We start from the raw sequence: 14,307 nt of genomic DNA, 5'->3' as shown, positions 1-14,307 counted from the left end.
ATCGAGAGAGAATGATGTCGGGCATTTATGATTTCACGGCGCAGTCGCTGGCTGGCGAGGATGTTCCGCTCAAGCGGTACGAAGGGCAGGTGCTGCTGATCGTCAATACCGCCAGCGCCTGCGGGTTCACGCCGCAATACAAGGGACTGCAAGCATTGCACGAGGCGCTGTCGCCGCGCGGCTTTGCGGTGCTCGGTTTTCCCTGCAACCAGTTCGGTTCGCAGGAGCCGGGTGACGCCAAACAGATCGAGCAGTTCTGTGAAAGCAAATATGCCGTGACGTTTCCGATGTTCGCCAAGATCGACGTCAATGGCGGCAATGCGCATCCGCTGTATAATTATCTGAAGAGCGAGAAATCCGGCCTGCTCGGTTCCTCGATCAAATGGAATTTCACCAAATTTCTGGTCGATCGTTCGGGCAAGGTGGTCGCGCGGCACGCGCCGACCGCGACACCCGAAGGCCTGAAGAAAGAGATCGAGGCGCTGTTGTGAACGAGAAGAGCGAGACCATGAGCGACCAATTGCCCGACCGTCTGTCGACCGATCCGAAGAGCCCCTATTACAATGAGGAGGTGCTGGCGCGAGACGTCGGCATTCGCTTCAAGGGCGTCGAGAAGACCAATGTCGAGGAATATTGCGTCAGCGAGGGTTGGGTGCGCGTCACCGCGGGGAATGCCAAGGACCGCTACGGCAATCCGCTGACCATCAAGGTTCACGGCCCGGTCGAGCCGTATTTCCGCGACAAGACGTCGTCCTGAACGTCATTCCGGGGCGGTGCGAAGCACCGAGCCCGGAATCTCGAGATTCCGGGTCTGGTCCTTCGGACCATCCCGGAATGACGTGCCTAGCAGCCCCGAAAGCCAAACCGCCATGTCCGTCCGCATTGTCGACGTCTGCGAAATCACAAAGCCGATCTCCTCGCCGATCCGCAACGCCTATATCGACTTCACCAAGATGACGACCAGCCTCGTCGCCGTCGTCACCGACGTGGTGCGCGACGGCAAGCGGGTGGTCGGCTACGGCTTCAATTCCAACGGCCGCTACGGGCAGGGCGGATTGATCCGCGAGCGTTTCGCGCCGCGGCTCAAGGAGGCCGATCCGAAGACGCTGCTGGATTCATCCGGCGGCAATCTCGATCCGGACAAGGTCTGGTCGACGCTGATGTCGAACGAAAAACCGGGCGGCCATGGCGAGCGTTCGGTCGCGGTCGGCACCATCGACATGGCGGTGTGGGACGCGGTCGCCAAGATCGCGGGCAAGCCGCTGTTCCGGTTGCTGGCCGAGCGTCACGGCCTTAATCCCAACCCGCGCGTGTTCGTCTATGCCGCAGGCGGCTATTATTATCCCGGCAAGGATCTCATCGCGCTGCGCGGCGAGATGCGCGGCTATCTCGATCGCGGCTACAATGTCGTCAAGATGAAGATCGGCGGCGCGCCGATTGCGGACGACCGCGAACGCATCGACGCGGTGCTGAAGGAAATCGGCAATCAGGCGCAGCTCGCGGTCGACGCCAACGGCCGCTTCGACCTGGAGACCGCGATCGCCTACGCAAAAATGCTGCGGGAGTATCCGCTGTTCTGGTACGAGGAGGCCGGCGACCCCCTCGATTTCGCGCTGCAGGCCGCGCTCGCGGAGTTTTACCCGGCGCCGATGGCGACCGGCGAGAATCTCTTCAGCCATCAGGACGCGAAGAATCTCATCCGCTATGGCGGCATGCGGCCCGACCGCGACTGGCTGCAATTCGATTGCGCGCTATCCTACGGGCTATGCGAATATCAGCGCACGCTTAGCGTACTGAAAACCCACGGCTGGTCGCCGAATCGCTGCATCCCGCATGGCGGCCACCAGATGTCGCTCAACATCGCAGCCGGGCTCGGGCTCGGCGGCAATGAGAGCTACCCCGACCTGTTCCAGCCCTATGGCGGCTTCCCCGACGGCGTTCGTGTCGAGGGTGGCCACATCACCATGCCGGATCTGCCGGGCATCGGGTTTGAAGGGAAGTCGGATCTCTATGCGGAGATGAAGGCGCTGGCGGCGTAGGGCGTCTGCGGGCCGCGCCTTGCGCGGACTCGGTGGCGGCCTTCAGAGAAAGCTCTACTGCAAGTGCGAAGGCGGAGCCTACCTTCCGCTTCTATCTGCTCTACGACAAGATCTGTCGCGAGGACATCCTGGTCCACGCCTATCGGCTCGCCCGCGTCAATGCAGGTGCACCGGGGGTGGATGGGAAACGATTTGACTCCGGATGGAATAAAGGTCTAGCAGTCTGCTGAAAAAGCCCTCGCAAAGGCCTGCGGTTGATGATTCAATCATAATCATGAATCGTTGGGGGGCTCGCATGCGGGGCGCTTTTGCGGATCAGGGCGGGTTGTTTTCGTACATCTCGCCAGAGGCACGGGTGCCTGCGAACCACCCGCTGAGAAAGATCCGGGAGCTTGTCCGCGATGTTTTGAGTGAGCTGAGCCGTAACCTTGGGAAGCTTTACGCCAGCGAAGGACGACCCTCGATCCCTCCAGAGCAATTGCTGAGCGCATTGTTGCTGCAGGTGCTTTACGGCATTCGGTCGGAACGCCAGTTGATGGAGCAACTGGACTACAATCTTTTGTACCGCTGGTTCGTGGGGCTTTCGCCGGACGACCCGGTCTGGGACCCGACCAGTTTCACCAAGAACCGCGATCGGCTGCAGAACGGCGAGGTGTTTGCAAAGTTCATGGCCAGGCTTCTGAACCATCCGCAGGTCAAGCCACTGTTGTCGGACGAGCATTTTTCGGTGGATGGAACGCTGATCGAAGCCTGGGCTTCACAGAAGAGCTTTCGTCCCAAGGACGGGAGCGGTGACGATGACGACGGCACGAACTTCCATGGCCAAAAGCGCAAGAACGACACCCATGCGAGTACCAGCGACCCAAACAGCAGGCTTTATCGCAAGGCGGCCGGGCGGGAGGCGAAGCTCTGCTATATGGGCCACGCCACCATGGAGAACCGGCATGGCCTGGCGGTGGCCGGCATGGTCACGCACGCCAATGGCGCCGCCGAACGCCGAGCCTCGGAGATCATGCTGAAGGCCAGGAGCAAAGCCGCCGGCCACCGCATCACGGTCGGTGAGGATAAGGCGTACGATACCGCCGATCATGTGGCCAATCTTCGCGCCATCAACGTGACACCGCACGTGACGCAAAACAATGCCGTCACCAAAACCGGCAAGACCCGCAACAGTGCCATCGACGAACGAACCACGCGGCATCCGGGGTATGGCATGTCGCAATCACGCCGGGCGATGACCGAGTGCATCTTTGGTTGGGGCAAGCAGCACGGGACCATGCGCAAGACCAAACATCGCGGCATCGGTCGCGTCGCCGCCGATTTCCTGCTCAATCTGATCGCCTACAACCTGATCCGCATTCCCAAACTGTTAGCTACGTAGCAGTGCCGGGTGGCAACACCGCACTCAGGCAAACAAAATTGCCTCAAGCCAGTGAACACAGCACCTGAAATTTGACCGACAGCGTCACCGAGACAAAGAAAACTCAAATTTCCGGGTTTTTTCAGCAGACTGCTAGTCTTACTGCGTCACAAAAGAAGACGCTGCGATTGCCGAATGCAACAGGGACAGCGTGAGAGGTTCCGGGCGATGGCAACGATCAGTCTTCGCCGCATCGTCGCAATCGAGTTCGGGATGTGACGTTCGGGTCGCAGTGGCGGAGCCTCTGGGTCGGTAACCGTTGGAAACCGCAAGTTTCTTGAACGGCCTGGTGGAACGAGATCCCGAGGGGGGAATCGTCTCCCTCTCGGAGACCAGGAATCCGTAGGCCGCGATGCACAGCGTAGCGTGGTGGTGGAAGCCACGCCAACCTCGCCCTTCGAAATGCCCGAGCCCAACCTCTTGTTTGAGATCCTGATAATCGCGCTCGATGCGCCATCGCAGCTTGGTTAGATCGACTAGCCTTCCGAAAGTGATCGTTTCCGGCAACGTTGAAAGCCAGTATTTGGTCGGCTCGTCCTCACCTTCTGGCCATTCGATCAAAAGCCATTCTTCCGGTCGGCTTTCGGTGAGCTGGTAATCTCGATGCGCGACGCAAACGCGCGCGCGAGCGAAGCGCGACGATAGCTGCTCGGCCGCACCCTCTCGCCACTTGATCGTGCGCCAGACCCGCTTAGGAAGGCAAAGAGCAAGCTCCTTGACCGAAATCGGTTGATGCTTGTGATCGCGGCGCAGCAGCTTTGGTGGTCGCCCTTTGCCCGACCATTTTTTCGGCGGCAGCGGCGCCGTGTCGGATGTCCACACCGTGGTGTTTGGCAAGATACCGGCCACATAGGTCAACCCCAACGCGCTGATGCTGGTCCGCAGGTCCGTGTTGCAGCCATATCCGGCATCCATCAGCACCACACCGCGAGCAAGCCCGGCTCTGCAGGTCGCTTCGATCTGCTCAAGCGCGATCTCTGGCTTGGTCTTAAAGCTGATCTCCTCGGGCACGCCCGCTTTGCGCCGACGTTTCTTATCTGCCGCCCATTCCTGCGGCAGATAGAGACGATACATCGCCGGCAGACTGGCGTGATGATTGGCAAGCGACAGGGACACCGCGACTTGGCAGTTATCCTGCTTGCCGAGCTGCCCGCAATATTGACGCGCCACACCGACCGAATGCGCTCCCTTCTTGGGAAAACCGGTGTCATCGATGATCCACGCTTCGATCGGTCCATGGCGCTCTATCGCCGGCAGTACCATCTCACCCACTTTGGCCAAAACACCCTCGTCAGACCAAGGCGATTGGCCGACGAAGTGCAGCAGCGACTGATGCTGCGCCGCCGTCCGATCAGGTGCCGTCACCGCTGCCATCGGCTCAACGCTTTTACGCTCCCCCGGCATGATTAAGCCGATGCAATAATCAAACAACGGCCGGGCCCGGTCCGCATGTCCGATCACGCTCACAAGTCCCTCGACAAAAGCCGAAAATCGCGATTCACTGCCGTCTGATGTCCGGAGATCCATATCTGCCCCCGTTGCCGATGCCTGAATCTCAACCGCTAACTGATTCTCACAGGACCTCGCCCGCGACCTTTTGAATCAGACCCTTTTCTGACTCAGTAAGACTAGTGCTATTTCTAGTTTCAAATAAAAATACATCCTCAGATAAAAATACATCCTCAGATAAAAATAAATTCTAGTAAAAGTTGCATTTTCTGCTGCGCTTGTCCCCGACATCACCTCCGCCTAGCCAGTACTCCTCGTCTGTCCCTCCCCTGAAATGGGGCGGCGGCCGCTTCGAGGCAAACTCTTTCTGAAAAACACGCGCATCCCGGTGTGCCACTTCCTGCTGATTGCGCCAAAGGAGACCGCTGAAATGGCTACTCCGCTAACCCGCACCCTTTACGTGAACAACGAGCTCAAGACCGTGACCGTCGCGGACGACACGGAACCGTTGCTGTACGTCCTGCGCAACCAGGTGGGCACGCAAGGCGTCAAATTCGGCTGCGGTGTGGCGCAATGCGGTGCCTGCACCGTGATCGTGGACGGCGTCACCAAGAGGTCATGTATCACGCAGCTCAAGACCGTCGCCGCCGGAGCGCACGTGACCACCCTTGAAGGACTCGGGCAGCCGAATAATGCCAACGGGCTGCAAGGGATACAGAAGGCCTTCTATGACAACCAGGCGGGGCAATGCGCCTACTGCGCCTCCGGCATCATCATGGGCTCCTACAACTGGCTGCAGGGGCGGCGCGCTGCGGGCAATACCGCGATTCCCGCCGACGACGAAGTAACGGACTTCCTGTCTGGCATCGGGCAGACACCGCCATTTGTGTACCTATGTCGTTGCGGTACGCACATGCGCATCGTCCGGGCGATCCAACAAGCTTCGCAGGGGATGTAATCATGATGACCACCACCCGCATGACCCGGCGGCAGTTCTTCGAGAAGCTCGGCAAGGGCAGCCTCGTCGTCGGCTTCAGCCTGTCGCCCGTGGCTGCTTCCATCCTGGCGGAAGAGGCGCACGCGGCAAGCGTCGACTCGCAACTCACGATCCTGAGCGGCATCGCAAGCGGTTCTCCTCCGCAAAACGACGCATGGCTCACGATCGATCACCAGGGCAAAATCACCTTGTTCAGCGGCAAGGTGGAGATCGGCACGGGCACCCAGACAGCGTTCTCGCAGATCGTGGCCGAGGAATTGTACGTGGACGTCTCCACCATCACCTACGTGCAGGGCGATACCAGCCAGACCACAGACCAGGGCTTCACGGCGGGCAGCAAATCGATCCAGGTGCAGGGCCCGCTCGTCCGACGCGCGGCGGCTACGGCGTTCCAGGCGCTGCTTGGCCTGGGCGGAAGCATCGGGATCGGTCCCGAGAAGTACGCCAAGCTGTTCAACGGCCAGCAGATTACGTTGAACAGCAATGCCTCCGCGGCGCTCAAGGATCCGAGCAACTACACGGTCGTAGGCAAGTCTGTCCGTCGCCTCGACCTCCTGGACAAGTTCACCGGGAGATTCGCCTTCGTCTCCGACATCGTCGTTCCCGGAATGCTTCACGGACGCGTCGTGCGCGTCAATGGCGGAACCGTCAGCAAGGCCAAGAACGCGACCTTCCAGTCACTCGACGATACGGCGGCGCGGACCATCCCGGGATACGTGCAGACGGTCCAGAAGGGGAATTTCGTCGGGGTCGTCGCAACCACCGAGTGGGCGGCGATCCAGGCGGCGAAAGCGCTCCAGGTCACTTGGACCAATGGTGCGCCGCTGGTGTCCGACTCGGTCGAGGCAAACTTGCAGGCAGCCCTGACGAATGGCGCGAATGTATACTCCCCCAACAAGACCCAGGAGGTCGTCGGGAACGCGGATTCGGTTTACAACACGGCGCCCGCCAACCTGAAGTTCACGCGGGACTACTATTCGCCCTACCAGATGCATGGCTCAGTCGCGCCTTCATGCGCCCTGGCGAACGTCACCTCAGCTCCCGATGCGAATGGGATCCAGGCGACGGTCTGGTCGGGCACGCAGGGCGTATACCCGTTGCAGCAGGCTATCGCGGACATCCTCGGGCTTTCGCCCTCCAAGGTCAGGGTCATCTACGTCGAGGGCCCGGGTTGCTACGGCCACAATGGCGCCGACGACGCGGCCGCCGATGCCGCGTTGATGTCCCAGCTCCTCGGGCGACCCGTGCGCGTGCAGTGGATGCGCTGGGACGAGCATGGATGGGAGCCGCTCGGCCCCGCGATGGCGCACACGCTGAAAGGCGCCCTCGATGCGGGCCGCAACGTGGTTTCATGGAGTCACACGGTGAATACGCCGCCGCACAACAGTCGACCGGGCGGCGGGGGTGCCCTGCTCGCCGGTCAGGAAACCGGGCTCATTCCTTCGAACCTTCCAGCGGTATCGATCAATTCGGGGACGCGCAACGGGCCGGTGAACTACAACTTCCCGAACATCAAGCTGACCGAGAACAACGTGCAGCCCTATCAGACCAACGGCGGAACCACGCTCAGGCCATTGGTGAACACGCTGCCGCGGTCTACTGCGCTGCGCAGCCTCGGGGGCATGTCGAACTGCTTTGCCAACGAGTCGTTCATGGACGAGCTCGCGATGGCGGCAAATCTGGACCCTGTCACGTTCCGCAAGAATTACGCATGCGCACTCAGTGGAGGCTCGGGCTCCGCCACGAGCGTGCCGGTCCCGGGTACCGATCCGCGAGCCACCGCCGCGCTCGACGCGATGGCCCAACAGGCAGGATGGGGCAACTCCCTTGCGTCACCAACCAAGGGCGACGTTGCGGGCAAGGGGGTCGCCTTCGCACGCTACGAGACCGTGGAAACCTACGTGGCGGTATACGCCGAGGTCGAAGTGACGAACGCGACGGGGGAAGTGTGGGTGCGGCGGGTGGTCGTCGCTCACGACTGCGGCCTGATTATCAATCCGGATGGGCTGAAAAATCAGATCGAAGGCAACGTCATCCAGGCCATCAGCCGCACGCTGATCGAGGAGGTCGGGTTCAACACCACCGGCGTCACGAGCTTGCTCTGGGCCTCCGCGAATCCAACAGCTCCGCCGGGGACCATCTACCCCGTCGTGCATTTCAACCAGGTGCCGTCGTCGATCGAGATCGTGCTTCTCAATCACCCCGATCAGCTCACGCAAGATCCGGCCAATGTGCCTTCCTGGGGTGCCGGCGAGCCTACGATCGGCCCGGTCGCGCCGGCCATTGCCAACGCGATTTTCAGCGCAATCGGCAAGCGGCTCACGGTGTTGCCGATCACGAAGCCGCGTGTCTTGTACGCTTTGACACACTGACGACGCGACAGCCCTGAAAGACGCCGCACCTTCGGGTGCCGCGTCCACAACGGGTAGGCACAAATGAACATTCGATGGGCAGAGCTCCGTTTTCGCGGGAACTGTCGAAGACCAGCGTGGTCGGCTGTTATCGACTGCCGCCGATCCAAACGCTGCGCCCGATGACCGCAATATCGACGAGAATCAACTCGGCCGTTGGCGTCCTGTTGATGACCCATGAAACAGTCGGCCGAAGCAGCTTGCCGAAGCGTCGGTTCCCGGATTGGCGCGATCGGGCTACGGCGGCTCTTGCGGTCGTGATCGTGACGGCAGGCACCGTTCACGCCGAGGTGCGTGTGAAGGGAGACGCCAGCGCTCTTCAGGTCGTCGCGACCCAATCCAATGTCGCCGAAGTACTTTCCGCACTCGAATCCGCATTTCGGTTGCGGGTCAAGACGCCGATTGTCCTCGACAGAGCCATCGGCGGCACCTTTACCGGCTCGCTCGCACGGATATTGCGGCGCATGCTGGAAGACTACAATTACCTTATTAGATGGCAGGCAACCGAAATCGAGGTGACCGTCATAGGGCTGACGGGTGATAGCGCCGCCGTGTTCCCGCGGCCGCGGCCGCCGAAGAGTCCTGCTATGTCGCTCTCGGAATCCGTACGGCTGAAAAGTCACTGACGGAGTAACGTGACCGAGACGCCAGCTCATCCCGCGGGCTGGCATTGGATCTGATCGACATCGTCGTGTTGTTGCTGACGGGGTTGCGCCGCACCGGCCGCATTGACGCTCGAGATCACGATAAAGGGGCGCCGCTCGATCCAAGCCTCGCAGTGTACATCGATATGATCGATCACCTTGACAATCCGGCTTGGAATATCTGGCCCAAGAATCGCTTTGACCTCGGCGGCGCTCGTGATCGGCACCCTGGTTGAAATTACTCGACCGCTCTCGGAGACGCTTCGATCCCTGATCTCTTGAATCTGCCTATCAGCGCGTTTCCGAATCGGATCGTCGGAGATTCGAAAAGTTTCCAACTTGCTATTGAAAGCAAGCAAACAACCGTAATGCTGCCGAATCTCAAAATCTCTTGCGACCACACTGGTGGTAGCGGCGGCTGGAGTCTCCAATAGACGGTATAAAAAACCAGCGGGTGAAGCAGGTAGATCGAGTACGAAGCGTCTCCAAGCAGCACACCCAATCTCTCCGCTAGAAGTCTTTCATCGAACTCGATATTTATGAATCCGACGAGCAAGAAGAATAGCGCAAATGGAAATGCCAGCTGTCCGATCGTCTGCGTAAATAGAGCGAGCAGGCCAATTCCCACCGCGACTGGGAGCCAGACGCCGAACCGTTTCGTATAGCCATTGGCGGCGAAGGCAACGATTCCCGCAAGGAAGTTCGGATAGTAGCTGGCATACTGGTGAAGAAACCAGGGCAGCGTCAAGACTTGATCTGCAATAGCGCCAGCGCACAAAAAGACAGACAGCCCGAAAAGGCCGACGTTTGGCACCAGCAACGCGGCCAAGGCATAAAAGGCAAGTTCGTGCTGTAGAGACCAGCCCACGTCATAGAATGGGAAACCTTCCGTCGGCAGCAGAGTGAGGCAGTATGTGAAAAATGCCGGCGAACTGCGTGTTGGCATTCCCAACGCGATCACGGACAAGCCCAGGAAAAGCAGCGAGGTTACGATCCACAGCGGATACAGGCGAAATACGCGTCTAACCAAAAATTGGAGTGGTCGAAAATTTGGCTTTGCCGCCACAAGGCAAATCACAAATCCACTGATTGAAAAGAAAAAATTAACGGCAATCCAACCGTACTCCTTCAAGAACGGTATGGGGTAGGACGTTCCGGGGAGAAATGGCATCGTAACATGCCATGAATGGAAATACGCAATGCCTAGCGCTGCGGCGGCTCGCGCAATTTGGAGCCCAGGTAATTTGTTCTGTGGTTCTGCCAAGCCGCAAGCTAACCAGACAAAACTTCGTCCATCAAGGTCATGTCTGTTCATGGCGCCTGACGGGCCCGCCACCCGGGCCTCATGATGTCCGCTCATCGGGGTGGACCGGACGTGACTGGTCGGCGGTCAAAATTCCGCGAATGGACCCCAACTGGACGTTGGTCCCAGCCCGACAAGCACCCGACGTGCTCTGAAAGAGGCGGCCGATGGACTGATGGTCGCTCCCACTCCAGAATCACCGAACAATACGTCGGTTCGCTCCTCCTCGAAAAGAAACGGCCTCAGCTCGGGGTACCGGCTGAGGCCGTCATTCCATCGGATGCCTGGGGGCACCGTGCATCCGGTAACCCGTCACTAAGTTACCACGGCGACATTGGTTCCTAAAGACTCGCGCCGCCAGTTCAATGCTTGCAAGTTTTGTCAGCGGCCAAAGCCGTCTCAGCTGATGCCTTTGATGTCCTCAGAGGTAAGAGCATGCAGAAGTTTTTCTTCGATATGAAGGATGGCGTCCCGCATAGAGATAAAGTTGGGATCGAATTCAAGACAAATGCTGAAGCGATTGGGCATTGTAAAGAAATTGCCCAGCACTTCCGCGACGAGAGCCTCCGCGACGACCAGGACCTTGAGATATTCGTGGTCAACGAGTTGGGGAAGGAAATTTATCGCGAGTTCGTCCACCGCGAGCCGGACCAACGCGATTAGCGTTTGATGCGACGGCGTTTGTAGTGACGTATCCCAGCGCTCACATCGCAGCATTGAGCCGAGCGGCATATCGCCGAGGCCGTAGAGATAGTTGACCCATGTTGTTGCGCGCAAAGACGATTCGCATCGGCGCGTGCGACCAGAGTGCCCGACGGGCAAATCAGTAAAAGTCTGTCCAGCCCCTCTGATAAAAATATTTCGCTTAACACGTCGGGCAAATCAGTGGTTTGACTCCGCGCGTCTCACCCAAGAAGAGGGGCGGATCGCGAGTCGTCACGAACGCGCGGTGAGATGCGGTGGACGCGAAGGCCACGACTGACGAGCGTGGCTGATGCGGACGGCGAAGTCGTGTGGTCCTGGCGCCCCGATGCTGGCGTCAAGTTGCGCTGGGTCATTCCAGCGCGGCGACGGTGACAACCAAGCCGGTCACCGGGGAGAGCACGCTATAAGCCGTAAACCATTGCGCAGGGAAGGCCGGATGCCTCCGCTGAACCTGTATGCTCGTGTGCGTTTCCTTTGTGCACTTTGCACACGAGACCGCGGGTGCAGCGTGCACCCGGCTTTCCCTGCGCCCTCTGCTTTCCGGATGGCGCGAAGTTGACGCAAACCTCGGGCATCTCATGCCGCGAGAATACGGACGCACATCCTCCAGTCGTCATCGCCCGCGAAAGCGGGCGATCCAGTGCGCCGCGGCCTCTCGGCTCAAGCACTGGCGTCTCTGGAATGCCGGATCGCCCGGTCCCGGCTACGCCAAGGCTTCGCCGAGGCTTCCCTATGCTGGCTCGCCGAAGCTTTAGCGGAGGCGGCAAGCCGGGCGACGACAAGTGGGAATGGGTTTTGAAGATTGAACCAAATGCTTCAGCGTCATTGCGAGGAGCGAAGCGACGAAGCAATCCATCTCTCCGCAAGTGGCGACATGGATTGCTTCGCTCCGCTCGCAATGACGTTGGGAGGGCAGTGCACGGATCGGACAGCGCTGCCGTTGGAGGCCTACGACAGCCGCATATCCAAAAGCCTGCGGCCTTCGTTCTTGAGCAGCTTCTTGACCGCGCTGGAGGCGGCGATCTCGCCCTGGTTAGCGTAGGCTTCGTGGTTCTTTTCGATGTCGTCGAGCCGGTAGAGATAGTTGACCATGATCCCGGCGGATTCGCGCAGGCCCTTTGGCGAGAGATCGCCGAGCCAGTCGATCCGCTCCAGCCGCGCGCCGTTGCCGATGTGGAAGCGCGCGACCGAATCGATCAGCCGGCCCTTCGGCGTCCGCGCTTTCAGGAAATAATGCGCCGCCAGCGGCTCCAGCACGCCGCGCAGCTGCGCGGTCAGTTCGGCATTTTCGAACCAGTCGGGCTGGTCGAGATTTTCCAGCAGCGCCCGCTCGTCGTCCGACACCGGAACGTCGGTGGCCTGTTTCAGCCATTGCACGAAACCGGGCACCGGCGACAGCGTCACGAAATTATCCAGCTTCGGCAATTCGCGCCGCAATTCCTCGACCACCTGCTTGATCAGGAAGCTGCCGAACGAGATGCCGCCAAGCCCGCGCTGGGTATTCGAGATCGAATAGAACACGGCGGTGCGGGCCCGTTCGACCGGCACCGGCTGGCGCTCTTCGGCGAGCAGCGGCGCGATCGCGGTCGGGATCGACTCGGTCAGCGCGACCTCGACGAAGATCAGCGGTTCATCGGCGAGCTGCGGATGGAAGAAAGCGTAGCAGCGCCGGTCGATCGGATCGATACGGCGGCGCAGATCGTTCCAGTCGCGGATTTCATGCACGGCCTCGTAGCGAATAATCTGCTCCAGAATATTCGCCGGCGTAGACCAGTCTATCTTGCGCAGCACGAGAAATCCCCTGTTGAACCAAGAAGACAGCAGATGCACCACGTCGCGGTCGACGGCGGCCAGATCCCGGTTGCCCTTCATCACGGCAAGCAGGTCGGCGCGCATCGCCACCAGTTCGCTGGTGCCGCCGGGCGCCCGGTTGAGCCGGCGGATCAGCTCCTGCCGCCGCGGCTCGGAGGCGAAGTGAAGGTCGCTGGCGTCGTCGTCGCTGGGCTGCGTGCGCCAGCTCTCGATCGCCTGCGACAGCTTTTCGCGGTCAGGACCGTAGTCGCGGGCCAGCGCCTCGAAGAACGTCAGCCGGCCGGCGGCGTCGAGGTGGTGGTAGCGGTCGAGCACCTCGCGCGCCATCGCCGTGCCCGACGCCTCGCCGCGGCCCGACAGCAACGCCTGGCACAATTCGAGCAGTTCGGAGGCGTCTTGCCGGTCGCCGGACGACCCACCCCGCCGAAGCAGGGTCCGCCCGCGTTCGGAGATCGTCGAGAGCAGGTCGGAGAAAAAGGCGTTGGCCATTGGCTGGGTCGAATCCGGGTGATGCCGAACCTTACATGGGATTTAGGTCCGAGCCGATCACAATCAAGGGCATGGATAGTACGGAAATATGTCATGCCTCGACAAAGGTATAATCGGTCATTGCCGGGCCATAGCCGTCCGAAGGACGGCGTCGCTTCCGATCGCCTATGCGTCCGAAGGACGGCGTCGCTTCCGCTCGCCTATGCGAAGGACGGCGTCGCTTCCGTTCGCCTATGCCTTCTCGGCAAACTTCGTTGGCGTCTTGCCGGTGACCTGGCGGAAGGCGTGGGAAAACGCCGGGACGCTGGCATAGCCGAGGTCGGAGGCGAGCTGCTTGACCGAGACATTGGCGTCCGTCGACAGTTTTTCGATCGCCGCCGCAATGCGGGCGCGCTGACACCAGGTCTTGAAGCTCAACTGCGTTTCCGACGAAAACAGCCGCGACAGCGTCCGGGCCGAGGTGCCGACCGCCCGGGCCAGCGTCTCGATTTCGTGCGCCCCGGTCGGATCGCCGAGCACGATGTCGGCGGCGCGCCGGCAGCGCGGCTCATGCGGCAGCGGAATGAAGGTCGCGGAATCCTCGGCCTGATGCAGTTCGAGCATGACGAGCCTGACCAGCAGCGCGGTGCGGTCAGCGATATTGCGCTCGTCGAACAGCGCGAGGATCGCCTGATGCAACAGCGGCGACACCCTCACCACGAATTCCGCCGCCAGGCTGGCGCTGCGCTTTTCGCGGCCAAGCCAGGCCACATCGAAATACAGCGTGCGCATCTGGATATCGGCGAGCACATCGATCGCATGCTCGAACAAAGCGGGGACCCAGACCGCACGGTCGGGCGGCACCAGCCAGCGGCCCTTGGGCGTCGTCACCTGCATCGTGCCCTTCGCCGCATAGACGAGTTGGGCCTCGCGGTGCATGTGGGTGTCGAGCCGGACTCCCCTCTTGTAGGCGCGCGCGACCAGATGGATGCCATCGCCGGTGGTGCGTTGGCCCCTCAAAAGAGCAGCTAGTGGCGTTTCGGCGACAGTCATTGGCGA

Annotated in this window: 13 protein-coding genes; 9 read left to right on the top strand and 4 right to left on the bottom strand. The window is 60.6% G+C overall.

Going from position 1 to position 14,307, the window contains the following annotated elements; all coding sequences use genetic code 11:
- Positions 1–14 precede the first annotated feature (14 nt).
- The 4 genes from V1289_RS11255 (at position 15) to V1289_RS11240 (ending at position 3,420) form a co-directional block, all read left to right on the top strand.
- The gene (locus V1289_RS11255; protein ID WP_334407394.1) at positions 15–491 is read left to right on the top strand and encodes a glutathione peroxidase; all 477 of its coding nucleotides are present in this window, start codon (positions 15–17) and stop codon (positions 489–491) included.
- A gap of 17 nt (positions 492–508) precedes the next feature.
- Complete coding sequence (locus tag V1289_RS11250; RefSeq protein WP_309179068.1) at positions 509–757, top strand: DUF3297 family protein; 249 nt, start codon at positions 509–511, stop codon at positions 755–757.
- Between the two features lie 112 nt (positions 758–869).
- On the top strand, positions 870–2,039 hold the full coding sequence (locus V1289_RS11245) for a mandelate racemase/muconate lactonizing enzyme family protein (protein ID WP_334397014.1): 1,170 nt from the start codon (positions 870–872) through the stop codon (positions 2,037–2,039).
- A 295-nt stretch (positions 2,040–2,334) separates the two neighbouring features.
- Entirely contained in the window at positions 2,335–3,420 is a 1,086-nt protein-coding gene (locus tag V1289_RS11240) for an IS5 family transposase (RefSeq protein ID WP_334397013.1), read from the top strand.
- Between the two features lie 138 nt (positions 3,421–3,558).
- On the opposite strand, the gene V1289_RS11235 is transcribed toward V1289_RS11240, so the two are convergent.
- Positions 3,559–4,986: an IS701 family transposase gene (locus V1289_RS11235; RefSeq protein ID WP_442895986.1), complete on the bottom strand. Its 1,428-nt coding sequence runs from the start codon at positions 4,984–4,986 to the stop codon at positions 3,559–3,561.
- Positions 4,987–5,338: 352 nt separating this feature from the next.
- On the opposite strand from V1289_RS11235, the gene V1289_RS11230 reads away from it, so the two are divergent.
- The 4 genes from V1289_RS11230 to V1289_RS11215 all read left to right on the top strand — a co-directional run bounded on the left by V1289_RS11230 (position 5,339) and on the right by V1289_RS11215 (position 9,196).
- Positions 5,339–5,866, top strand: coding sequence for a (2Fe-2S)-binding protein (locus tag V1289_RS11230; RefSeq protein WP_334397012.1), 528 nt, complete (start codon positions 5,339–5,341; stop codon positions 5,864–5,866).
- A 2-nt stretch (positions 5,867–5,868) separates the two neighbouring features.
- Positions 5,869–8,277: a xanthine dehydrogenase family protein molybdopterin-binding subunit gene (locus tag V1289_RS11225; RefSeq protein ID WP_334397011.1), complete on the top strand. Its 2,409-nt coding sequence runs from the start codon at positions 5,869–5,871 to the stop codon at positions 8,275–8,277.
- Positions 8,278–8,351: 74 nt separating this feature from the next.
- The gene (locus tag V1289_RS11220) at positions 8,352–8,942 is read left to right on the top strand and encodes a hypothetical protein (protein WP_334397010.1); all 591 of its coding nucleotides are present in this window, start codon (positions 8,352–8,354) and stop codon (positions 8,940–8,942) included.
- A gap of 44 nt (positions 8,943–8,986) precedes the next feature.
- Positions 8,987–9,196 (top strand): hypothetical protein, encoded by a 210-nt coding sequence (locus V1289_RS11215; protein ID WP_334397009.1) that lies wholly within the window; start codon positions 8,987–8,989, stop codon positions 9,194–9,196.
- A gap of 2 nt (positions 9,197–9,198) precedes the next feature.
- Here V1289_RS11215 and V1289_RS11210 read toward each other — a convergent pair whose 3' ends face one another.
- Positions 9,199–10,275, bottom strand: a complete 1,077-nt coding sequence (locus tag V1289_RS11210) for an acyltransferase family protein (protein WP_334397008.1) — start codon at positions 10,273–10,275, stop codon at positions 9,199–9,201.
- Between the two features lie 423 nt (positions 10,276–10,698).
- On the opposite strand from V1289_RS11210, the gene V1289_RS11205 reads away from it, so the two are divergent.
- Positions 10,699–10,926, top strand: coding sequence for a DUF6894 family protein (locus tag V1289_RS11205; RefSeq protein ID WP_074274860.1), 228 nt, complete (start codon positions 10,699–10,701; stop codon positions 10,924–10,926).
- Between the two features lie 990 nt (positions 10,927–11,916).
- Here V1289_RS11205 and V1289_RS11200 read toward each other — a convergent pair.
- Complete coding sequence (locus V1289_RS11200) at positions 11,917–13,269, bottom strand: malonyl-CoA decarboxylase (RefSeq protein ID WP_334397005.1); 1,353 nt, start codon at positions 13,267–13,269, stop codon at positions 11,917–11,919.
- A gap of 231 nt (positions 13,270–13,500) precedes the next feature.
- A complete protein-coding gene (locus tag V1289_RS11195; protein ID WP_334397004.1) occupies positions 13,501–14,301 on the bottom strand; it encodes an AraC family transcriptional regulator in 801 nt (266 codons plus the stop codon).
- Positions 14,302–14,307: the final 6 nt, after the last annotated feature.

This window comes from Bradyrhizobium sp. AZCC 2289, assembly GCF_036924615.1.
In the GTDB taxonomy this organism is placed as follows: Bacteria; Pseudomonadota; Alphaproteobacteria; order Rhizobiales; family Xanthobacteraceae; genus Bradyrhizobium.
Note: the sequence above shows the minus strand (reverse complement) of the source record. Positions and strands in the feature narration are given on the sequence as shown.